Origin of the sequence: Anaerococcus murdochii, assembly GCF_019957155.1 — a bacterium.
Taxonomy (GTDB): Bacteria; Bacillota; Clostridia; order Tissierellales; family Peptoniphilaceae; genus Anaerococcus; species Anaerococcus murdochii.
The window spans coordinates 1,044,746-1,066,177 of record NZ_JAIPME010000002.1 but is presented as its reverse complement, the minus strand read 5'-3'; the positions used below and the strand labels follow the sequence as shown (position 1 = coordinate 1,066,177).

The following is a 21,432-nucleotide window of genomic DNA, read 5'->3' as shown; positions in this document are numbered from 1 at the left end:
GGACCTTATATCCTGCTAGTTATATTTTTTATAAAATAGCTTCTGCTTTTTTAATTAAAGCTTCTGATTTTTTAACCAAGGCTTCTAGCCTAGGTCTAACATTAGCAACCTTTTCTGGTGATGTTTCAAATAAGAGCTTTACAGCACTGATAGTAACTTTGCTATCTTCTACCAAAGCTTGTAATTTTACTGTTTTGCTTACACTTTTTGCAGTTTGGCGCTTCATCTCTTCCTTGATTTCCTTAAGCTTGGCTGTAGCTTGTCGGAGCTCTAGGAATGTAGCTTTATCGCCCTTATCAAGAACTGCACGTCCCTCAGCCATGGCCACTTCATAGTCGGCCTTTATTTTTGCTGATACATGAGAATTGTAAGCCTCGCTGCTAACTACATCTATATAGTCATCTACAGCATTTTTTAGGTTAGCCTTTTGTTCAGCATATTGTTGTTCTTGGCTTGCCTCTGCCGCATAAACTTCACTTATTCTAGCCTGACCTAGGCCCATAAAGGCAAAGTTTATAGCCAACAGAGAGGCCATTATCTTCTTATTTATTTTCATACTTATCCCTTAATTCCATCGAGTTTTTTTAAGGCTTCTTCTGCTTTAACTGCCAAAGCTTCAGAGTTTTTAATTAATTTTACTAGCTCAGCTTTAACAGGTTTTACTTTTTCTGGAGTTATATCTAATAATAACTTAGCAGCCTTAACAGCTATCCTATTTTCTTCGAGTGATTTTTCTAGTCTTTTTCTTTGAAGTTTTACTTTTTCATCTTCAACCTTATTTTCCACTAGGGCAAGTCTGGCTGATTTTAAGGCATCAGTTAGTTCCTTGTATTCCACAGCGGTCTTTGTAGTTGCCTTATCTTCTACACTTGTTTCTGCAATTCTTAGGGCAGATAGGAATGAATCAAAACTCTTCTTTGTATATTTGCTAGCATCATTTCTAAGCTTAGCTGATATAGCTATCTCTTCTTTCAAAAGAACCTTATTTTCAAATGGTGCATAAGCCTTGGTGATGACTTCTTTTTTATCCTTTAAATCCTTGTAATAAGAATCAGCAAGGACCTTGTTGATGTTATCATTACTATCATTCAAAACCACAAAATCATAGGCCTTGTTGTAGGCTTTGAGGTAGTCTTCTCTCTGTGCTTTTGTAGCTGCTGTGAAAGCAAAAGATTTAACAAATTCAGCATTGGCATTAACTAATTCATTTAATTCTTTGATTGAAGCTTTTTCGCCATCTAGGGCATCCATAGCCAACTTAAGGTCTCCTGCAGACTTAATTAAGTTTAGCTTGGTAGCATCGTTAAGGATGCTAAGTGCTGATTTTTCTAGAACTGCTTTCGACTTTATAATCTGTCTATCTAGAGCTTCTTGATGAAAATCTCTAGCATTGATATATTTATAGCTTGACTTAAGTTTTATTGCTTCATTTATTGTTTTTTCTAAATTTATATATGCGTCATAGTAGCTTAGGCTAGATGAAGTAGTTTCTGTTGCGAAAACTTTTTCTACCTTTGGCCCAAAAACTGTTGCTGCAATAGCTGCTGCAAGCAGAACTTTTTTAAAATTATTATTTTTCATATTTTCAACCTTTCTATTGTAAATATTTCTACTTCTAATATACTCTTTTTACCCATTTATAAAAGATAATAAAAGAGGCCTGGCAAAATTATGGACAAATACAATTTGAACCTTGGCCGGACTAGGCTCTCGCCTAGCCTTTTTGTGAAAATAGGCGCGGTTTGTCTTACTTATCTTTTTTTGCTTAGCCTCTTACTTATTTTATAGGGATTCTAGAGCTGCTTCTGCCTTTTCAATTAGTGCGTTAGAATCTTCTACTAATTTCTCAAGTTTAGCCTTTGTTTCTTCAGTAAGTGACTCTGGAACTTCTTCTAGGAGAATTTCTGCTGCTCTGGCTTGAACTCTATTGTTAAAGATTGCATCTTCAAGTCTTTCCTTAGCAGTCATGCCAGGATCAGTCTCAGCTTCGCTAGAATCTTCGCCTTCTTTTTCTGTAGGCTCTTCGCCTTCTTTTCCTTCTTCGCCTTCTTTTTCTGTAGATTCGTAGTGTTCTGCGTCTTCTTCGCCTTCTTTTTTGGCTGCGTCTTCGTTACTTGTTGGTTCTTCTACCTTAGTATCTTCGCCCTTCATCTTGTTTTTAAGGCTATCACAACCTGTAAGAGTTGCTGCGATTAAAAGAACTGCTAGAATTTTTTTGTTAGTTATTTTCATTTTTATCTCCTTTTTTAGATGTTAATTTAAATATTCCTAGAGTTGCAACAAGAACTACTGCAACTTTAGCTATTCCATTTATACCCGTTTTTACAATTGAACCAGGATTTGTTACTGTAGAAATAGGTCTACTTGTTGTAGGCACCTGACTTTGTGGAACAAGAGTCTGAGTTGCCGCGAATTTTGGATTGATAAGGTCATTTAATTCCTTTTCAACCCTCAAAGCATCATCCATAGTCATATTTTCACCAGAAAGACCATTGATTTTATCAGCTATAGCCTTCCTATCGGCAGGATTTGCTATCTTCATTTGATCTTTCTTAAACCTAGCGGCTAGGTCATGGATTAATTTATCAAACTTATCCCCATCTAGGGCATTTTTGGCATTTAATAATTTATTATAAACCACCCTGACTTGTTCTTCTGTTGGTTTATCGTTCTTATTAATAAAATCTTTGGCTTCACTAAGCGCAAGGTCATAGGCATCTCTTAGGGCTTTTTGGGCCTTTTTATACTTAAAGCTGCCTTCCTTAAGCTTCTTATCTTCAGCAATCAAATTATTAAGGTCTTCAAGAAGTTTATCACGAGTCTTGTTTGGATTCTTTTCCCACTCTATTTTCTTGATTATCTCTTGGATTTCTTTTTCTTGCCAAACAGCATCTAAAGCACTGAAAACAGCCTTTTCATCACTGCTTGTTTCGTAAAGTTTTAAGGCATCGTCAAGTTTTTTCCTCAAAGCTTGTGGAAGTTTCTTATATTCTTCCCCATTTTTATATTCTCTTACAGCCTTTAGGATGTAATAGTATTTGTTAGACAAATATTTTTCTTTGCTAATCTTGCCATCCATAAAGTCCTTGGCATTATTAATTGAATCAAGCAAGTCTTTTGCTTCTTGGCTATCAAGTTTGCCTGCTTCTTTCAAGGCCTTGGCTGCTTCTACCAATTCCTTATAATTCTTTGCCGCATCCTTTATATTTTCATTAGAGCTAACTGCAGCCTTTTTGTAGTCTTCTGTCTCCAAGAATAGATAAGAATCATAAATAGCATCAGACAATTTCCTAGCTTGGCTAGTCATCTCGTCCTTAATCTCTGCCCTAGCATCAGCCAACTTTTTGTATAAGACATTCAAAATATTGGCATCTGGACCAGTTTTCTTAAGCTCTTTTTCACTATCTTCTACTAATTTCTTATAGTTTTTGATGGCTTCTTCCTTCTTAGAATCTTTTTCAGCTTCCTTGTACTTATCAGAATCTCTGAAAGTTTTATCATCATCAACTAATTTTTGAAGCCTGCTAGTCAAAAACTCAGCTAATTTAACTACAGATTCGTTAAAGTCCTTGTAGGCCTTATCCAAATCTTCAAGGCTTGCCTTCTTGTCATCAGCAAGCTTAGCTGCCCTCTCTCTTGCCTTTGTGTAGGCTTCCTTGGCTTCTTTTGTATCCTTGGTATCGTAGATTTGCTCAATCTTTATACACTTGGTAAGACCTAGCAAGCCTTTGATGGCATCCCTTGCCTTATCCTTATCAGTAAACTTATCAAAGCCAGCAAGGGCATCATCAAGAGCCTTAGTCGCTTTTTCGATTTCTTCGTCTTTTACTAAAGCCGGATTTTCGTCATATTTCTTTTTCAAAGCCTCAGCCTCTACCAAGGCCTTAAGGAATTTATCTCTCTTATCTTTGTCGGCCTTGTCATAGGCATCTGAAATGAAAAATTTATTTCCCTTTTCGATACTAGACTTAAGTTTGTCGAATTTCTTGTTTTCTTCCTTAGGTTCAACTTTTACATCCTTGGCCTTATTGATTTTTTCTGTAAGGTCCTTAAGCTGAGCTTCCAATTCTTGGTAGTCTTTAAGATCTCTTTTAATACCATTTTCATGGCTTGTTTTATAGACTATTGCCTTTGCAATGGCTGCCTTGTATTTACTTTCAAGGTCGGTATCCTTTAGACCATCCAAAGTAGCCTTGCTTTCTCTTACATAAGCAGATAATTTCCTTAAGATGTCTTCAGAACTTGGTTTAGGTTTAATATACTTGTAGTCTGTGGCCTGGCTGTCGATATTGTATTTTGCATCAGCTAGGTTCTTCACGGCCTTAGCTATATCCTCATAAGTGGCCTTATCAATACCACGATGTTTTTCTAGTTCTTCATAAGCATCTTTATATGCTTTTTTTAAGCCATCTGAAGCTAGGATAAACTTATCAGACTTTAGGAAATCCTCATAGCTTTTAGCTAAAGCCTCGTAGTCTGCTTTGATATTTTCATATTTTGTCTTATCTAAATTTGCTTCAAAAGCATTGATTTCATCTTCACTAGGATTGAATTCTTCTTCATCTGCTAATTCTTTCTTATAATTTGTGAAGAAATCAATCAAATCCTTGTCTAATTTAAGTAAATCTTCTAACTTAGCATTCTTAAGATTTTCGGTCTCTAGTTGTTCCTTAGCTTTATCAACAAGAGCCAAACCTTCCTTATATTTAGGATCTTCCGCCTTATCTCCATGTTTTTCTAGAAGTTTAACTATTTTTAGAAGATTAGTCTTAATATCCTTATTTATAGCGTCAGCATCAACATTAGCCTTAGCCTTTTCGGCAAGACTTTTGTATGCTGTTTCTATAGAGCTAATACTATCCTTCAATTTATCCGCACTTGGACTAGCTTTAATAATGATTTCCTTAGCATCATTAATAGCTTTACTAAGATTATTTTGGGCATCCACGCCCGCAAAGTTATAAACTGAAGATTCCTTAGTATGTTCAAAATCTTCAATATATGCCTTAATCAAGGAGGCCATATCGTCTTTATTAAGTTCTAACGTGCTCACCTCTGTCGCATAAGACTCACTCACAGCCCCCGAAACAGGGCTTAGGGCAAGGCCTAGGGTCAAAAGGCTCGCAATTAATTTTTTATTCATATCTATCTCCCCACAATCATAAGCCTGTTAGCCTAATTATAATATATCTGGGCATTCTTGTCAACAAATACCTAGATTTCAATACTTACAAGGCTTATTCGTACTTGGCAAGTAAGACTCTACCCTTCCTAATCAAATTTTCCTGGTTTGCCATCAAAGTATCGAGCTTATCCCTCACATCGGCCACCTTATTAGGCGCCAAATCAATAAGCTGTTTGCAAGCGGCAATGGTAGTCTCAGCATCAGAAATAGCCCTCTTAAGGTTATCAATTTTGCTCCTATCCCTAATCTTAAGCAAACTCTTGCGCTTAGCCTTAGCCAATTCAAGGGCAAGACTCTTCTCCTTAATCTTTTCAACAAGGACCTCGTTGGCCTTATCAAGATTATCCCTAGTAACAGACTCAGCAATGGCATTGACATAGTCAACCAAAAGCTCATCGTAAGCCGCCTTATTCACCCCATCCTTCATCACAAAATATCCCTTAAGATACTTATAAAGGTCATTGGCATTCCTAGGACGAATCCTAACCCCATTCAAATTTGCCCCATTAAGAAGATAAACCCCAAGCATAGGCTGCTCCAAAGAAGGAGTCACATTAGCCACATACTCATCAAGCTTACTAGAAACAGAAAGCAAATGCTCAGAAATTGCATCTTTGTTAGAAACATACTTGCCAGACTTATTCACATAGGCACGAGAAGACTTATTCACCTTAGAAAAAGTCTCCTCAATAGCCTCAACCTGGCTCTCAAGCTCACTAATCTCACGGTCAAGCGCCTTAATCCTAATATCAAGATCACCCTCAGCCCCAAAAGCCAAAGAAGGCCCAACCAAAGCCAAACTCATAGCAAGTGATAAAACTCTAAGCTTCTTATTCATAACAAACCCTTTCTTGTAAAATCAACTAGGAAACAATTAATACTTACTAATATTATACCCCATTCTTGATTTCGTCCGAGACGAAACAATCTTTCTTTTTCTTATCCAAGATAAGTTATTTTTTCTATTATTTTATATATTTTCCCAGTCATTGACATAACTGCTTCGTAATCGGGAGGGACGCTAAGGGACCTTCCGCCGCTCTCGGCCGCTGGGCAAATTGTCCCTCACCCGCCTCCCCTTAAATCCCGGAATAGCCCGTCGGCTCGTGGAGACCTACACCCCCGAGCGACTCCTTAAGCGGAGTGCGGATAATGAAGCTTGCTTATCGCAAGCTTTTTTTAGTAGAGATAATATCCTTGTATTAGTATTTGTATATCCCCACTGATTTCTAATATTCAAGCCCCTAAAAACTGATAACTCGGCTTTGCCTCAGTCCTCCACGAGCCGGACGGGCTTGCCATCAGTTTTCTTAACGGGGCTTTCTATTAGAAATCTTTACCCGATAAAAAGGAGAATTGGTCTCGATGTTCCAGAGTTTTCCAGGCTCGTTTGGCTTTTGCCAAACATTGCTAAATGGGTATTACTCTTTGAATAAGAATTAAAATACTATTTTAAGAAAATGTCAGAACCACCACACCCTCCCTCGTCCCGAACGAAAGCAAGCCCGTCGGCTCGGTGAGACAGGGACCTCCTAGTCCAAATACGTATGAGATCTACTCATACATTCGGGAGACGTTTATAAAATCAAGGCCTCATCCTAAAATTATCAAGACACCCGTACCATATTGGTTATATACAGGTGGCCAGAGGCTTCTCCACTACGGTCGAAGCGAGGTATGAAGCTTCGTACTACTTCCCAAAGTTTTAAATTAATATTATTATTACAATTATCTAAATACTTTGAAACCAAGATTGAGTAACAACCCTCGTTTCGACCGAGCGAAGCGAGTGGAGAAATCTCCTAGTCCAAATACGGATGAGCTCTGGTCATACATTCGTAAACACCTCAATAAAACGAACACCTTAATCCAAAACTTAAGTATTTTTGTAAATGAAGGAGGCGTCAAAAAATTTGATTGTCTGAGCGAAGCGAGTTATCAAATTTTAGCCGACTGAATGTCAAAAAAGTTTGAAGATGGTCCAACTAAAACAAGGGCTCCTATATATTAATAGTTTGCCGAAGGCAAACTCCCTGTCCCCCGAGAGGGGTCGCCCGGAGGGTGTAACGGAAGGGGTTTAAGGGGAGCCGATGAGGGAACGTGCGAAACGTTCCCTAGGGCTCCCCTTTTTACGGAGCAGCCATGTGAATGGCTAAGAAATTATAAAAGATAAAATAAAAAATCCTAGATAAAAATATAATTTATCTAGGATAAAAAAATCCAATCTTGGGTTCCCCCTATAAACGGAGGGGTCATGTTAATGACCTTGAACATTTATATAATATGGTATCCAATCCCGGATTGGAAAAATAATAACTTATCTTGGATAAGCAAAATACCTTCTTTTTCCCGAATCTCTCCCAATATATGACCCCCACAAATACCCCTCGGCCTCCACAAGTCTATCGTAGTAGACTTTTGCTCCGGGGTAGTAGACTGCCACAATTGGTGCGTAGACACTTGGGGCGTGTCTCACATTTGTTGCAACTCTTATAATCGCCATTCCTATCTTATCAATTATCCTCTCTTGGCTCATCCTCCTATCAATCGGCCTAAAATACCTTTCTCTAGCCGACCTTTTGCGGTCAAGGACAAAACCGAGGCCTCTTTCCATATCTTGGATTGAAACCCCATTTGCCCTATAAGAGCAATGGATAATCTTATCCTTAGCCAGGAAAATCCCTGTATGGCCACCCGCACCAGCGGACCTACCCTCGATTCCCCTTATAAAAATATCCCCACGCCTCACATCTTCATAGGAATAAATTTCCTCAAAAACCTTGCCCTTAAGCTTATAAAGACTCTCGGTATTGCCGATAAGAGTCACTCTTGGCAAAAATCCGCCCGCAATCAAAGCGTAATAAACAAAGGACGAGCAATCATAAAACCTTGGCCCAAGCCTCGCTGGATAGGCCATCGAATAGCCCACCCTCCCCACCTTGGAGAGGGCGAAATCAATCATTTTTTCTCTAGTCATAATCCTCCTACTTCTTAATCTCCCTCAAAATCTCATCAAGCTTGCCATTAATCTGAACAATCAAAATGAGATTCATAACAATCGGGAAACCTACTTGTGAAATTAAATCAACAATGTCCATACTAACATAGAGGCAAAAAACTTGCTGGCCTTTCTTTATCGCTAGCAAATATCAAAGCTGGCAAGAATTAAAAAAGAAAAAAATCTTTGTCCTTGCCCTTAAAAATCCTACAAAAAAAGCCCTAGACCAAGCCAGGGCAAATTTTGTTTATAAAGGCAAAAACCTTGTTTTTCTCGATTTTAAATAGAAAGAATGCCTCATTCTCCTTTCTATAAATTTTTTAGCCGGCTAATTATATATAGAAATTAAGCCGCAAATGTCCCGAATTTTTTCTTCAAAATCTCCACCAAATAAAGTGCGATGACGATTAGAATGGTCATAATGAGGAAAACTAGAGGCACGGGAACGAAGTCGAAAAATGCTATCGGCACCCTTGTTAAATAACCATAATTTGCGCCAAGGGCCAAATCTATAGCAAAAATTACAGAGTTCATAGCCAATGAAGCTAGACCAAGCTCCTTAAAAGTCAAGCTTTTTGGACGGTTCACAGTCACAAGCAAACCACAAGCCATAAGGACATAGTGGTTAAGAATATAGGTCAGATTGGTAACATGAGGCCAGGCAAATTTCGAAGGGTCTGGCACGGCAAAAGCCACCAAAGTCCCCACCAAAGCCAAATCCGCAAAAAAAGCCATAGACTTTTCCTTCTTCAAAAGGAAAGCAATCGGCAAACAAATCCCCGCAATCCTGCAATGATACAAAGGCAGCCCCTCCAAAAGCCACAAATCGTGATCAAGAGTGTACCAAAAATACAAAATCCCCTGCAAAACCACACTAGCCACAAGCAAAAGTTTCAAAAGCCAGTCCTGCTTCCTGAATTGATATATAACAAATAAAAATAAAACAAGCCCCAAACGCACCAAATGCATATTAAAAGTAAAACCAGCGTCGGGAGTAGTCCTAAAAAAATAATCCATAAAATTTCCTTTCTTGATAATACTTTATTATACCCTAATCTTTATTTCGTCCGAGATTAATGGTAGTAAAAACTTTGTAGGCAAAGTTTTTACGGTTTTCAAAATTTCTCAAGGTGCAAAGCACCGCAGCAGAAATTTATGAAAAACCTTATGTAATTTTTTATAAGCGATGCGACGAATAGGAGCATTGATTGTAAAAAGATTACGTTCCTTAGCTGTTAATCCGAGATTAAATGTATCATAAAAATAATCTCAGCCAATTACGTGGCTGCTCCGTTCAAAGGGGACCCCAGAGGAACGTTCCGCACGTTCCCCCATCGGGTCCCCTTAAACCCCTTCCGTTACACCCTCCAGGCGACCCCTCTCGGGGGATAAGGAGTTTGCCTTCGGCAAACGTATTGGTATGGAGGAGCCGCTGTTTGAGAATATTATTATCCAAACTTTTAAAAATCCCAAGCCTCCTAAAAATTGCAATCTCGTCTGACTTGTGTTTTATGTTTAAAGATTGGTTCACAGTATTTATAATGCTTTTATTCGTAAATTACTGTCAGTGCAATTTTCTTCACGGCGGCTTGGGATTTTAAAATACTAACAATATATAAAAATAAAATAAATAAAGTATAATATACGTGTTATCATCGGCCCACAGGGTGGGAGGAGGTGATTTCATGTTAATAATAGAACTCATTGTATCCATCATAGCACAAGTAGTTGGTTACTACTTGTGCAAGTGGCTAGATGGAAAGCTAAATAACAGCGATGATAATTAGCACAAAAAAGACGAGCATGCGGGCTCGTCTTTTTTTGGTTATTCCATGCATTGTAATAGAACTCATGGTTAATATTAATATACCAATTATCAATAATTTTTCAACTCATTTCAACTTATTCTTAAAATAAATCAATTAAATTCAACATCATTATATAAGCACGCTTATATGTTATCGAAAAAGACGAGCAGGCAGGCTCGTCTTTTTTGATCCTATTGATGAATCTTAGCATATATAATTTCCCTGGCCAAAACCAAGAGCTTTTGTAAGAGGTGGCTTCTCTTAAGATAATTATATCATTTTGGCCTAGTTTTCAAGTATGGGGTGTCACTTCGAATATTCTGGTCCTGAGTTTATAAGGTCCCTCGGCGGCCTGCGGCCTTTGTCGGGACGGCACTGTAGGATTTAGGTATCTTTCTAGCAATGTTTGGCGAAAGGCAAACGAGCCTTGGAACTTTTTATACTGTGGGAATTAATTTCTAAATATTAAGATTATTTATAATCACAGATTGCGTTAAGAAAACTAATTGTTTGAGCTTTAGCGAGTTATTAGTTTTTAGCAATATGTGATTATAAATCAGTTAGGATAACAACTATCTAAAACAAGGTAACCCCCATACCAATAGTTTGCCGAAGGCAAACCCCTTATCCCCCGCGAGGGGTCGCCCGGAGGGGGTAACGGAAGGGGGTTTAAGGGGGACCCGATAGCGGGAACGTGCGAAACGTTCCCCAGGGGTCCCCCTTGGTACGAAGCAGTTATGTCAATGACTGAAATAATATAAAAGATAAAGACAATATTAAACCTTAATTGATTTTAGTGGAATAAAAAAACCTCCCTTTTTTAAAAAGGAAGGTTTTTGTCAAGTGAGTACCCGGGTATTTATTTTTTAGAAAAGTCCTAAGAGTGCACTCTTATTTTGGACAATTCTTAAGATTCTAAATTAATTAGTCTCTTTTGCTTGCTGCGTATGCAACTGAAGCTGCTGCTAAGATACCAGCTACGCCTGCGATGCCTGCGATACCTGTTTTAGCGTTGTTACCAGCTTTTTTAGATGGTGTTTTCTCAGCTGGTTTTTCTGCTGGTTTTTCAGCTGGTTTTTCTTCGTTAGCTTTTTTGTCTTCTGGTGTATCTTTGATAAGATCTTTGATTTCGCTTGTTGTAGAGTCTAATTCTTTGATTAAAGCGTCTGTGTCATCTTCTTTAGCTTCATCAGCGTAAGCTGTAGCGATGAAAGCTACTTTTTCAAGTTCAGCGATTTTAGCGTCAGCTTTTTTAACAAGAGCTTCGTTCTTAGCAACTAAAGCGTTAAGTTTAGCTTCTACTTTTTTGATCTTTTCTGGAGAAAGTTCTTTTAGAAGTTTAACTGCTTTGATAGCTGTTTCAGCTTCAGATTTTGCTCTCTTAAGTTCAGCAAGGTTGTCTTTCTTAGCTGCTGGTTTAGCTGGTTTAACAACTACTTTGTCATTTTCGATTGCAACGATTGCATTTGCATCTTTAGCAAATCCACTTAGTAGAGTATATTCATCATCGAATTTCTTTGTGATAGCTCTTTCATTATCTAGAGCAACACCGTATGCAGCGTATGCGTTTGATAATTCTTCTTGAGCTTTCATAAGGTCAACTAAAGCTTGAGCTTTTGGAGCTAGTTTGTTTTTATCTAGTTCTGGAAGAGCTTCTTTTTCTTTCTTGATAGCTTCAGCTAGGTCAGCGTTTGCTTTTTCTAGAGCAGCGTTAGCTTTCTTAAGATTATCTTTTGCAGTTTCAAGAGCTGTTTCAAAACCTGCTTTTTTTGAATCATCTTTGTTATCGTCAAGATCTTTTTTAGCTTTTGCAACTGCATCTGCTGCATCTTGTGCTTTTTGTTTTAATCCTGTTGGACCAGAAATTGTATCTTGGATTTCTTTTGATGTTTTAGGAGTAGTTTCTTTTTCATCAGCTGGAAGATCTTTATATTTCTTTTCTAATACTTCTACAGCTTTTTTAGCTGCTTCATATCTTTCTTTAGCTGCTTGAGATTTTTTTCTAGCTTCATTTCTTTGTTCAAAGTATTTTTGAGCTTCAACTAATTTTTCATTGTATTGAGATTCAACAAGATTTGTTCCTGTTCCGTTTTGTGCTGCAAGTGATGGAGCAACTGCACCAAGACCTAGAGCTAGTGCTAATGCACCTGCTGCTAATTTATTCATTTTCATAATAATAATTCTCCTTTGAATTTCTTCTTTTTTGTATCGTACTTTGCGTACTCACTTTACATTTATAATCTTACAATCTTTTCTCCACATTGTCAACACATTTATGCAAATTGTCAATATATATAAAATTTTGCTAAATATTGCTACAATATTTCTACACAATTCATGAGATTTCTTATCCGAGATAAGTTATCTCCTCGACGGAGTCCTTGTAAGATATCTGTTAATATACTATTGTTTTGGATAAAATCTAGTTTTCTTTCGTCCGAGACGAAACAATCTTTTTTCACTAGGTGAGTCTATTAATCCAGGATCAGCATCTTATAATTTTCTTTTAATATTATCTTCTTATTATAGATTATCATTCTAATTACAGTTGAATCTTCGTAACTGGGGAGTCCCAGGGGAACGTTTCGCACGTTCCCCAACTCGACTCCCCAGACCCCTTTCGGCTACCCCCTCCGGGCGACCCCTCGCGGGGGATAAGGAGTTTGCCTACGGCAAACTATTAATATAGAGGAGCCCTTGTTCTAGTTGGACTATCTCCAAACTTTTTTGACATTCAGTCGGCTAAAATTTGATAACTCGCTTCGCTCAGACAATCAAATTTTTTAACGCCTCCCTCATTTACAAAAATAATTGGTCTTGGGATTATAATTTCTTTGTTTGAAAATAAACACTAATTTAGCAATGTATGGCGAAGCCAAACGAGCCAGCACTTTCTATAACTTCGAGACCAGTTCTCTCTTTTGTCGGGCAAAGATTTCTAATAGAAAGCCCCGTTAAGAAAACTGATTGTTTGAGGCGGAGCCGAGTTATCAGTTTTTAGGGGCTTGATTATTAGAAATCTCTGGGGAGATACGTAATCTTATACAAGGTAATTCTCTCTATACAAAAAAGCTTGCGAAAAGCAAGCTTCATTATCCGCACTCCGCATAAGGAGCCGCTCGGGGGTGTAGCGGAAAAGGGGCCTGGGGGAACCCAGTGAGGGACCCTGCGGAAGGTCCCTTGGGGTTCCCCCAGTTACGGAGTGGTCACGTATATGACCTAGAACATTTATATAATATGGTATCCAATCCCGGATTGTAAAAATAATATCTTATCTTGGATAAGCAAAAAAAATCGGTAGTTCGCACCTACCGTCTTTTTTGAATCCTATGGAGATTCACATTATATCTTTTTTCTTGGTTGAGCCAAGAGCTTTTGTTAGAGGTGGCTTCTCTTAGGTTTATTATATCATATTTGGGGGTATTTTCAAGTTTACAAGGAATCGCTTCGGACATTATGGTCCCGTATTTATACGATCCCTCGTCAGTCCTCTCTTAGTGCCGAAGGGCATGTTGCTCCTTCTGTCGGGACGGTGCTGTGTGAGTCTGGTTCTATATCTTGCAGTGTTTGGCGAAGCCAAACGAGCCTTGCAAACACTGGAACATCGAGACCAAATCTCCCCTTTATCGGGCAAAGATTTCTAATAGAAAGCCCCGTTAAGAAAACTGATTGTTTGAGCGTTAGCGAGTTATCAGTTTTTAGCAACCCGACGATTAGAAATCTGCGGGAAAATACGTCAAATAAAACAAGGACGTAAACCATACACAAAAAAAGCTTGCCGGAAAGGCAAGCTTCCTTCTTCCGCCCTCCGCTTAAGGAGCCGCTCGGGGGTGTAGCGGAAAGGGGGCCTGGGGGAACCCAGTGAGGGACCCTGCGGAAGGTCCCTTGGGGTTCCCCCAGTTACGAAGATTCAACTGTAAATAAAATAATCACATATAAGATAGATAGCTTATCTCGGATAAGAAAGAAAAAAATAACTTATCTTGGATAAGAAACCCACCAATTATTAGGAATCAAAAAGGTAGCTACCTATCTTTTTAAGTAAGCCGTCATATATTTCAATGTTTTTTCCCTTTGTAAGGTGGTTTGGAGGATTTCTTCCATTAGTAGGGCTCTGGCTAGGATTTTGTTTTGGATTAGGGCTTTGTTGGTGGTGAGACTTTGGATTTCTTCGCCTGTGTCTAGGACTATGGCGCTGCCTTTGATTTCCCTGATGAATTTGACGTTGATGAAGGCTCGGTTGTTTTCTCCTATGTCGGTGGATCTGATTTTGAATGGGAAGAAGACGTGGTTAGAGTCTATGGCGTAGGGGATGTTTCTTGCGATTTGGTAGGTTTCTTTGATTTTTTTGTCCATCTGCCTTTTGTTTTTGCCTTTGGCTTCGTAGAGATTTTTGAGATAGAGGGCGGGTGTGCGTGGGTCGAGGAAGGATTTGTCTTCCCTATATATACGGGAATATATTCCCTTGCCTTTCACTTGCTCTGGCAAGATGGCGATAATTTCATAGTACATATATTCTCCTTTCTAGTCCGTGTTTGGACTTTAAATGTACTTTTATTGTACAGTGAAATTTGATTTTTGGCAAGGGGTTTGAGGGGGATTTGGCTTAAAGGCTTTTAGGGGGGTGGGCTCGAGGCTCCACCCCTCTCGTCTCGACTAAGTGAACGTAGCGAATAACAAGCCCGTCGGCTCTAGGAGACTGGAGAAGCCTCTGGCTTCCTTTGTCTAATCTATACGGTATAGGTGTCATGGTAATTTTAAGATAGATTAATATTATTAATTAAATATGTTATAATATAATTATCTCCTGAAAAAAAGAAGGTGAGACTGATGGAGATATCACTCTATTTGTTGGAAAATTTATTTTTTCCACTGCTAGTGGCTTTAATTGTCTTATATATTGAAAAATATATAGATGACGACGGCACTAGCAAATAATAAAAAGACGGTAGCTGGAACTACCGTCTTTTTTGATCCTCATAGAGAATCTCACTCTATTTGTTTTGTTTCCTGGCCTAAGCCAAGAGCTTTTTTGATGGGATAAGAGGTGGCTTCTCTTAGGTTTATTATATCAGTTTTGGGGTTGTTTGCAAGTTTTTGGTGTTGGGGGTAGGGTTTTGATTTTATAAATGTCTCCCGAATGTATGAGTAGAGCTAGCTTTAAGTGTACGTAGGAGGTCTCTCCATGCGTTCGCTTTGCTCACTTAGTCGAGACGAGGGTGTGGGTTTGAGTTGGTCTCGTGCTCACTCTCCCCTCTATCGGGCAAAGATTTCTAATAGAAAGCCCCGTCAAGAAAACTGATTGTCTGAGCGTTAGCGAGTTATCAGTTTTTAGGGGCTTGAATATTAGAAATCAGTGAGAAGATACATAAACTGATACAAGGATATTATCTCTACTAAAGAGGTTTGCCGTTAGGCAAACTTCTGGTTTCGCACTCCGCTTAAGGAGCAGTTGGGGGTGTAGCGTAAGGGGGTTTTAGGGGGAACCGGTTAGGGGGCATCTGCCGCCCCCTTGGGTTCCCCCTATGAACGGAGCAGTAATGTCAATGACTGAGAAAATATAAAAGATAAAATAAATTTAAAATTAAAAAAATCATAAAAAAAAAGGCTATTTTCATAACCTTTTCTTAAGTATCCTCATTCCCCACAATATGGCAATTATACTTACTCCTACGTCTCCGAAGATTGCTAACCACATTGAGGCGTGGCCTAGGAGGCCTAAGATTAGGATGATGACTTTTACTGTCATTATAAATGTGATGTTTTGCATTACTGTGGAGTTGGTGAGTTTGGCTATGGTCATTAGTTTGGCCATTTGGCTGAATTCACCGTTGGCTATTAGGATGTCGGATGATTCTATGGCGAGGTCTGAGGCGGTTTCGCCCATGGATATGCCGACGTTTGCGTTTTTAAGGACTGGGGCGTCGTTGATGCCGTCGCCTACAAAGACTACTTTGCTGCCCTTGTTTTGATAGTCTTGCATGATGTCTAGCTTATCTTTTGGCATGACTTCTGCATAATAATCTGTGAGGGCGAGTTCTTCTGCCAAGTCTTTGACTGGGCCTTGGCCGTCGCCTGATACTACGGCGATTTTTTTGAAGTGTTTTTTGAGACTTTCTATTGTCTTTTTGCTGTCTTTTTTGATTTGGTCTTCTATGACGACTTTGGCGATTGGCTTATCGTCTATGGCTAGATAGACAGCTCTGGATCCGTCATTTTCTATGCCGATAAATTTGCCTGATCCGATTTTGACTTCTTCGCCTCTAGCACTTTCCGCAAGGACTCCAAGGCCGCTTTTGTTGTCAATTTTTGTAAATAGGTCTGGGGCTTCTTCCCTATCCATTGAATTTACAATGCCTCTGGCGATTGGGTGGGTGGACATTTTTTCGATGTTGTAGATATAATCGAGGGCCCTTTCCCTATCGTAGTCTGCCAAAAATTCTATATCTTTTACGACAAACTCCCCTGTGGTGAGGGTGCCTGTTTTGTCTGATAAGAGTACATCTGCCGCTTCTAGTTCTTCCAAATATTGGCTGCCTTTGATCAAGATTCCTTCCCTACTTGCAAGGCCTAGGCCTGACATGAAGGATAGTGGGACTGATAATACTAGGGCGCATGGGCAGGATAAAACTAAGAATGTGGCCGCTCTTAGGAGATAATCTGACCAGGCTCCGCCCATGAATAGTGGTGGGACGATTGCAAGGAGGCCTGCAAAGGCAACTACAATCGGTGTATAGATCCTGGCAAATCTGCTGATTAATCTCTCGGAGTCAGATTTTGACATGTGGGAATCTTCGATTAGTTCGATGATTTTTGCCGCAACTGAGTCGTCAAATTCCTTGGTGGCCTCATATTTGATGATGCCTTGGCTTAAGATTGATGAGGATATTATCTCATCTCCAGGGCCTACTTCTACTGGCATGGATTCGCCTGTGACTGAAGATGTGTCTACAAGGGCGTTTCCTTCGATTATTACCCCGTCGACTCCGACTTTTTCTCCGTCACGGACCATCAAGATGTCGCCCACTTCTACATCATCGAGGTCGATTTCCTCGATTGTTCCGTCATCTAGGACCTTGTTGGCAAGGTCTGGGACTAGGTCTAAGAGGCTTTTGATGTTTTCCTTAGAAGAGTGGGTGGCTATTTCCTCAAAAAGTTCGCCAAAGCCGTAGAATACCATTACCGCAATGGCTTCGAGGTAGTCACCGATTAAAAAGGCGGTGAGTGTGGCTATGGTCATGAGGAAGTTCTCGTCAAGGGCCTGGCCACGTTTGAGGCCTTCAAAGGCTTCCTTGAGGACCTCCCATGCCGCTAAAAGATAGAGGCCCAAATACCAAAGTCTTGCGATATGGATATTGACCCAAGCGATGTGGGAATCAAAATATGCTAGGGCAAAGGTCAGAATGACTATTAAAACAAGCTTTAAAAAAGTCTGTTTATGATCTTTGGTCATTGATTTTAGCATCTAGTCCACCAAAATTTTTGATCCTGGTTCAATCTTGTCGGCTATTTCATTTGATTTTGCAATTAGGTCTTCTAGGTCAATATCATCCGCTAGGTCAAATTTGACCTTTTCTGATAAGAATGAAACTCTAACGCTGTTGACACCGTCTAATTTAGAGATGGCTTCTTCAATTTTGGCTGCACAGTTGGCACAATCTAGGCCTTCAATTTTGTATTTTGCTTTCATAAATTCCTCCTTTGGTCTATTCGCAAATGTGTTCTAGACCGATTTCTATAATTAATTTCACGTGGTCATCGAGAAGGGAATACATAATGGACTTGCCTTCCCTCTCGCTTTTTACTAGCTTGTTTTTCTTTAGGTTTCTTAGTTGGTGACTGATGGCCGATTGGCTCATATCAAGGCTTTCGGCTATGTCGCCCACACTTACTGGCCCCTCAAAAAGCCTGTACATGATTCTCATCCTTGTAGAGTCTGAAAAAATTTTGAAAAGGTCGGCCAAGTCGCTTAGGATATTATCCGAAATATTGTCTATGTCTACCTTCATCTCCACCTCGTTTCATTTCTATATTTGTACATATGAATGTATCTTCATATGAATATTGTAGCATATATAAAAATTTTGTCAAGATTTTCGGGACATTTTTCAATTTTTTTCTACCTATTAGTACGGCGCCAAGAAATAAATATAAGGAGTTAAATATGAAAATTAAGATCAAATATGAAATTGTGGACATTGAAGGAGTAGGAAAAAAGACTTACACAAAGACCTTCTCCCAAGTAAACCAAGGAGCTACAAACGAGAATTTAAAAGCATTCACCGAGGCTTACCTAGGTTTATTAAATGACAATGGCAAGGGAATTGCCTATGCAATCTACAAGGCAAATGAAGAAAAAGTTGATGAAGGACAAGTAAATTAAGGAGGCATAAACAATGAAAAAAACAATAAAAAGAAAATTAAAATTATACTTTAAAGACGCTGATAACACACAAAGGACTGTCTCTATTGACTATCCAAAAGATAATTACCAAGATGCGGATGTTAAGGCTGCTATGGATAAAATCGTAAAATCTGGTGTGCTTGAAACAAAAAAAGGCAAGGTCACAACAAAGGCCAATGCCGAAATGGAAACCATTGAAAAATCTCCATTTGATGTGACAAAAGCCTAAGAAGACCCCATAAGGGGTCTTTTTTTTGGGGATTTTTCTAATAATTTTTGATGGCCGGATCCAGGTTTTTGGCTTTTTTACCATAAAATTTACAATAAAAAAGCCCTTTAACTTGGCTATCTAGCCAAAATCAAAAGAGTGATGATTTATAAGACAAGTGAGGGGGCCGGCATATTGATATTTGCAGTCGTGTGGCTTTCATAAGTTGATTGATTAGTGGAGTTTGGCCCCCTCGGGTTTAATTTTTTTAAAATAATTTATAAGATTGTGTGGTTTTGATTTGGTAAAAAATCTGACCCAATTTTCCTAGGGTGAATTTCTTAAATATATTTTACCAAATCTTCGATAGGTTTTCTATTGGTATGGTTGGCAAGAGGACCTGCCCCTTCAGCCGGAAAGCCTAGGTCAATCATGCAAACGACTATTTCATTAGCTGGTAGGTCAAAAACTTCTTTTACCTGGTCGGGATCGATGTTGTTAATCCAACAAGAATCGACGCCAAGGGACTTAGCTGCAAGGATAATGTGGGTGGCTACAATGGCTGTATCTTCAAAACCAGAGTCATATTTGCCGCCTGGATAAGTGAAAACTTGGTCTGTATCATAGGTTAAAACAAGGACTGTCCCCGCACCATAACGACAAGGAGTCACCTGGTCAACCTTGGCCAAAGCTTCTTCAGACTCGGCCACATAAATCTTGTAATTTTGTAAATTTTTGGCAGTTGGAGAAAGACGGCCTGCCTCTAAAATGAGATCAAGCTTGTCCTTAGGAACCCTTCTCCCATCGTATTTTTTCAAAGAATAACGTTCGCTAGCAAGTTTAATAAAATCCATAAAACCTCCTCTTTTCTTTCTTTAATATACTTATATACAAAATATTTAGAGTGAAAAAAGCAGAACCTAATAGCTCGGCTTTTAATAATTATTAAATTAGTCCTTTTTGGTCTTTTTTTATAAATCTTAGTTTTTTCTTGTCGTCTTCTAGTTTTCCTAGGATGGTTTCTAGGTTTCTTAGGCTTTTGGCTACGTCAAATTCCCTGTATCTCATCCTACTTCTAAGGCTGATGTCGTCTAATATGCCATTTACCCTGCCCGCTTCTGCCATTTTTGCTGGCAGTCTTAGGCTTTTGGCTAGGTTCTCGTCGTATAAGAGGAGGTCACTTTCGAGATTTAGGAGGTCTTGTTGGATCTTATTTATGGTTGCGTTTAGCTTGTCTGTCCTTTTTTTCCTAATTATGTCGCCAAAAATATTGCCACGAAAACAGCTTGATGTGGTGTAGGAATACTGGTCTTCCATTTTTCCCATGGCGAGCTTAATCCTGGCCCTTGTTTGCCTAACTTTTCTGATCATTTTGTCGGTTTTTACTATTTCTAAATCTATATTCATGATATTTTTCCTTCCACTGTAGTCTTTTATATTATATACCCATTTTTCAAAATTGACCTTCATTTTATGATAAGTATAATTTATATATAAAATATAGAAATGAGGAAAATATGGCAGAAATACTATTTTATAATACACATCTTGCAAAGGACTATAATAAATTTAAGGAAATTTGCGAGGCCAATGACGTAACAATCATCGAAGTAAAAGAAGACCAAGTTGACCACTATGTGGGATATTTGCTCAGTCTTGAAGGATTTTCTGATGAAAAGAAAACAGATATTGACGAAAAAGCAAATATAGACTTTGACTTTATTTTATTTTCTAATTTTGATAATGAAAAGATGTTCAGAGTCATGGACGAGCTTAGGGAAAGCGAGGCAAATGTCCAACACAAGGCCGGCACCACCCAAAATAACATAGGTTGGTCCCTAAGAGAGCTTTTGATCGAAAATGACAAGGAAGCCAGAACCATGGGACTCATCCACAAAATAAATGCCCAACTAGAAAAAGCTTCAGACCTCAAGGAAAAATACGGCGAAGACGCCACAACAAAGGCCCTAATAGCAGAAATCCAAGGCTTTTTCCAAGATTCGTCAATATTCGATATAGACAAGGCCAAGGATTATTATTTGAAATTGATGGACGAAAATTTGAGGGTTGAAAAAGAAAATTAGTAGTTTATCCGAGAATAAAATTATCTTTTTTTCTTATCCTAGATAAGTTATATTTTTTATTGTCAATCCGAGATTAACTATATCTTATAAATGTTTTAGGTCATTTACATGACCCCTCCGTTCCAAGGGGGAGCCCCAAGGGACCTTCCACAGGGTCCCTCATCGGGCTCCCCCTTGCACCCCCTCACCGTTACACCCCCGAGCGGCTCCTTAAGCGGAGTGCGGATATAGAAGCTTGCCTTTTCGGCAAGCTTTTTTTAGTAGAGAGAACACCATTGTATTAGTTTTCGGTTTTCCATAGAGATTTCTAATCGTCGGGTTGCTAAAAATCGCAAACTCGCTTACGCTCAAACAAGCGATTTTCTTAACGCAACCCTTGATTAGAAATCTTTACCTGATAAAGGGGTGAATTTGTCTCGAAGTTCCAGATTTTGCAAGACTCGTTTGGCTTTCGCCAAACATTGCTAGATGAGTTTTATTTTTCTTATACGAAGAGTTTTAAAACTTTAGACCTTGTATTTTTGTAAATGAAGGAGGCGTCAAAAAATTTGATTGTTTGAGCGATAGCGAGTTATTAAATTTTAGCCTACTGAATGTCAAAAAAGTTTGAAGTTAGTTCAACTAAAACAGGGGCACCTCTATATTAATAGTTTGCCGAAGGCAAACTCCTTGTCCCCCGAGAGGGGTCGCCCGGAGGGGGTAACGGAAGGGGTTTTAAAGGGGACCCGATGGGGGAACGTGCGAA

Annotated in this window: 18 protein-coding genes; 3 read left to right on the top strand and 15 right to left on the bottom strand. The window is 38.9% G+C overall.

Going from position 1 to position 21,432, the window contains the following annotated elements; genetic code table 11:
• Positions 1-28: 28 nt before the first annotated feature.
• From K8P03_RS05540 to K8P03_RS05480, 13 genes are all read right to left on the bottom strand, one after another.
• On the bottom strand, positions 29-556 hold the full coding sequence (locus tag K8P03_RS05540; protein ID WP_223419114.1) for a hypothetical protein: 528 nt from the start codon (positions 554-556) through the stop codon (positions 29-31).
• A 2-nt stretch (positions 557-558) separates the two neighbouring features.
• Positions 559-1,581 carry a hypothetical protein gene (locus K8P03_RS05535; protein WP_223419112.1) on the bottom strand — a complete coding sequence of 341 codons (1,023 nt, stop codon included), beginning with the start codon at positions 1,579-1,581 and terminating at the stop codon, positions 559-561.
• 201 nt (positions 1,582-1,782) lie between these two features.
• Complete coding sequence (locus K8P03_RS05530; protein ID WP_223419110.1) at positions 1,783-2,232, bottom strand: hypothetical protein; 450 nt, start codon at positions 2,230-2,232, stop codon at positions 1,783-1,785.
• Positions 2,219-5,143 (bottom strand): FIVAR domain-containing protein, encoded by a 2,925-nt coding sequence (locus K8P03_RS05525; RefSeq protein WP_223419108.1) that lies wholly within the window; start codon positions 5,141-5,143, stop codon positions 2,219-2,221. The genes K8P03_RS05530 and K8P03_RS05525 overlap by 14 nt, the downstream gene beginning before the upstream one ends.
• A 94-nt stretch (positions 5,144-5,237) precedes the next feature.
• The gene (locus K8P03_RS05520) at positions 5,238-6,023 is read right to left on the bottom strand and encodes a hypothetical protein (RefSeq protein ID WP_223419105.1); all 786 of its coding nucleotides are present in this window, start codon (positions 6,021-6,023) and stop codon (positions 5,238-5,240) included.
• Positions 6,024-7,502: 1,479 nt separating this feature from the next.
• Positions 7,503-8,162, bottom strand: a complete 660-nt coding sequence (locus K8P03_RS05515; protein ID WP_223419103.1) for a peptidoglycan amidohydrolase family protein — start codon at positions 8,160-8,162, stop codon at positions 7,503-7,505.
• Positions 8,163-8,169: 7 nt separating this feature from the next.
• Positions 8,170-8,283, bottom strand: a complete 114-nt coding sequence (locus K8P03_RS05510; protein WP_223419101.1) for a YvrJ family protein — start codon at positions 8,281-8,283, stop codon at positions 8,170-8,172.
• Between the two features lie 245 nt (positions 8,284-8,528).
• Positions 8,529-9,200, bottom strand: a complete 672-nt coding sequence (locus tag K8P03_RS05505) for a YwaF family protein (protein WP_223419098.1) — start codon at positions 9,198-9,200, stop codon at positions 8,529-8,531.
• A gap of 1,715 nt (positions 9,201-10,915) precedes the next feature.
• Positions 10,916-12,163 carry a hypothetical protein gene (locus K8P03_RS05500; RefSeq protein WP_223419096.1) on the bottom strand — a complete coding sequence of 416 codons (1,248 nt, stop codon included), beginning with the start codon at positions 12,161-12,163 and terminating at the stop codon, positions 10,916-10,918.
• A 1,857-nt stretch (positions 12,164-14,020) separates the two neighbouring features.
• Positions 14,021-14,503: a hypothetical protein gene (locus K8P03_RS05495; RefSeq protein WP_223419094.1), complete on the bottom strand. Its 483-nt coding sequence runs from the start codon at positions 14,501-14,503 to the stop codon at positions 14,021-14,023.
• A gap of 1,102 nt (positions 14,504-15,605) precedes the next feature.
• The gene (locus tag K8P03_RS05490) at positions 15,606-17,456 is read right to left on the bottom strand and encodes a heavy metal translocating P-type ATPase (RefSeq protein WP_223419092.1); all 1,851 of its coding nucleotides are present in this window, start codon (positions 17,454-17,456) and stop codon (positions 15,606-15,608) included.
• Positions 17,457-17,681 (bottom strand): heavy-metal-associated domain-containing protein, encoded by a 225-nt coding sequence (locus K8P03_RS05485; RefSeq protein ID WP_223419089.1) that lies wholly within the window; start codon positions 17,679-17,681, stop codon positions 17,457-17,459. It lies immediately after the preceding gene.
• A gap of 16 nt (positions 17,682-17,697) precedes the next feature.
• Positions 17,698-18,000: an ArsR/SmtB family transcription factor gene (locus tag K8P03_RS05480; protein WP_223419086.1), complete on the bottom strand. Its 303-nt coding sequence runs from the start codon at positions 17,998-18,000 to the stop codon at positions 17,698-17,700.
• 155 nt (positions 18,001-18,155) lie between these two features.
• On the opposite strand from K8P03_RS05480, the gene K8P03_RS05475 reads away from it, so the two are divergent.
• Positions 18,156-18,374, top strand: a complete 219-nt coding sequence (locus K8P03_RS05475; protein ID WP_223419084.1) for a DUF1659 domain-containing protein — start codon at positions 18,156-18,158, stop codon at positions 18,372-18,374.
• A gap of 13 nt (positions 18,375-18,387) precedes the next feature.
• Entirely contained in the window at positions 18,388-18,624 is a 237-nt protein-coding gene (locus K8P03_RS05470) for a DUF2922 domain-containing protein (protein WP_223419082.1), read from the top strand.
• 320 nt (positions 18,625-18,944) lie between these two features.
• Here K8P03_RS05470 and K8P03_RS05465 read toward each other — a convergent pair whose 3' ends face one another.
• Together K8P03_RS05465 and K8P03_RS05460 are read right to left on the bottom strand one after the other, a co-directional pair.
• Entirely contained in the window at positions 18,945-19,457 is a 513-nt protein-coding gene (locus tag K8P03_RS05465) for a nitroreductase family protein (protein ID WP_223419080.1), read from the bottom strand.
• A gap of 91 nt (positions 19,458-19,548) precedes the next feature.
• Positions 19,549-20,010 carry a hypothetical protein gene (locus tag K8P03_RS05460; RefSeq protein ID WP_223419078.1) on the bottom strand — a complete coding sequence of 154 codons (462 nt, stop codon included), beginning with the start codon at positions 20,008-20,010 and terminating at the stop codon, positions 19,549-19,551.
• 110 nt (positions 20,011-20,120) lie between these two features.
• Between K8P03_RS05460 and K8P03_RS05455 the strand changes: the two genes are divergently transcribed.
• Positions 20,121-20,687, top strand: coding sequence for a DUF3783 domain-containing protein (locus K8P03_RS05455; protein WP_223419075.1), 567 nt, complete (start codon positions 20,121-20,123; stop codon positions 20,685-20,687).
• Positions 20,688-21,432 lie beyond the last annotated feature (745 nt).

Bases quoted from the DNA above. Each gene is read 5' to 3' on its own strand.
- K8P03_RS05540 (WP_223419114.1), bottom strand. From the start codon at position 556: ATGAAAATAAATAAGAAGATAATGGCCTCTCTGTTGGCTATAAACTTT.
- K8P03_RS05535 (WP_223419112.1), bottom strand. From the start codon at position 1,581: ATGAAAAATAATAATTTTAAAAAAGTTCTGCTTGCAGCAGCTATTGCA.
- K8P03_RS05530 (WP_223419110.1), bottom strand. From the start codon at position 2,232: ATGAAAATAACTAACAAAAAAATTCTAGCAGTTCTTTTAATCGCAGCA.
- K8P03_RS05525 (WP_223419108.1), bottom strand. From the start codon at position 5,143: ATGAATAAAAAATTAATTGCGAGCCTTTTGACCCTAGGCCTTGCCCTA.
- K8P03_RS05520 (WP_223419105.1), bottom strand. From the start codon at position 6,023: ATGAATAAGAAGCTTAGAGTTTTATCACTTGCTATGAGTTTGGCTTTG.
- K8P03_RS05515 (WP_223419103.1), bottom strand. From the start codon at position 8,162: ATGACTAGAGAAAAAATGATTGATTTCGCCCTCTCCAAGGTGGGGAGG.
- K8P03_RS05510 (WP_223419101.1), bottom strand. From the start codon at position 8,283: ATGGACATTGTTGATTTAATTTCACAAGTAGGTTTCCCGATTGTTATG.
- K8P03_RS05505 (WP_223419098.1), bottom strand. From the start codon at position 9,200: ATGGATTATTTTTTTAGGACTACTCCCGACGCTGGTTTTACTTTTAAT.
- K8P03_RS05500 (WP_223419096.1), bottom strand. From the start codon at position 12,163: ATGAAAATGAATAAATTAGCAGCAGGTGCATTAGCACTAGCTCTAGGT.
- K8P03_RS05495 (WP_223419094.1), bottom strand. From the start codon at position 14,503: ATGTACTATGAAATTATCGCCATCTTGCCAGAGCAAGTGAAAGGCAAG.
- K8P03_RS05490 (WP_223419092.1), bottom strand. From the start codon at position 17,456: ATGCTAAAATCAATGACCAAAGATCATAAACAGACTTTTTTAAAGCTT.
- K8P03_RS05485 (WP_223419089.1), bottom strand. From the start codon at position 17,681: ATGAAAGCAAAATACAAAATTGAAGGCCTAGATTGTGCCAACTGTGCA.
- K8P03_RS05480 (WP_223419086.1), bottom strand. From the start codon at position 18,000: ATGAAGGTAGACATAGACAATATTTCGGATAATATCCTAAGCGACTTG.
- K8P03_RS05475 (WP_223419084.1), top strand. From the start codon at position 18,156: ATGAAAATTAAGATCAAATATGAAATTGTGGACATTGAAGGAGTAGGA.
- K8P03_RS05470 (WP_223419082.1), top strand. From the start codon at position 18,388: ATGAAAAAAACAATAAAAAGAAAATTAAAATTATACTTTAAAGACGCT.
- K8P03_RS05465 (WP_223419080.1), bottom strand. From the start codon at position 19,457: ATGGATTTTATTAAACTTGCTAGCGAACGTTATTCTTTGAAAAAATAC.
- K8P03_RS05460 (WP_223419078.1), bottom strand. From the start codon at position 20,010: ATGAATATAGATTTAGAAATAGTAAAAACCGACAAAATGATCAGAAAA.
- K8P03_RS05455 (WP_223419075.1), top strand. From the start codon at position 20,121: ATGGCAGAAATACTATTTTATAATACACATCTTGCAAAGGACTATAAT.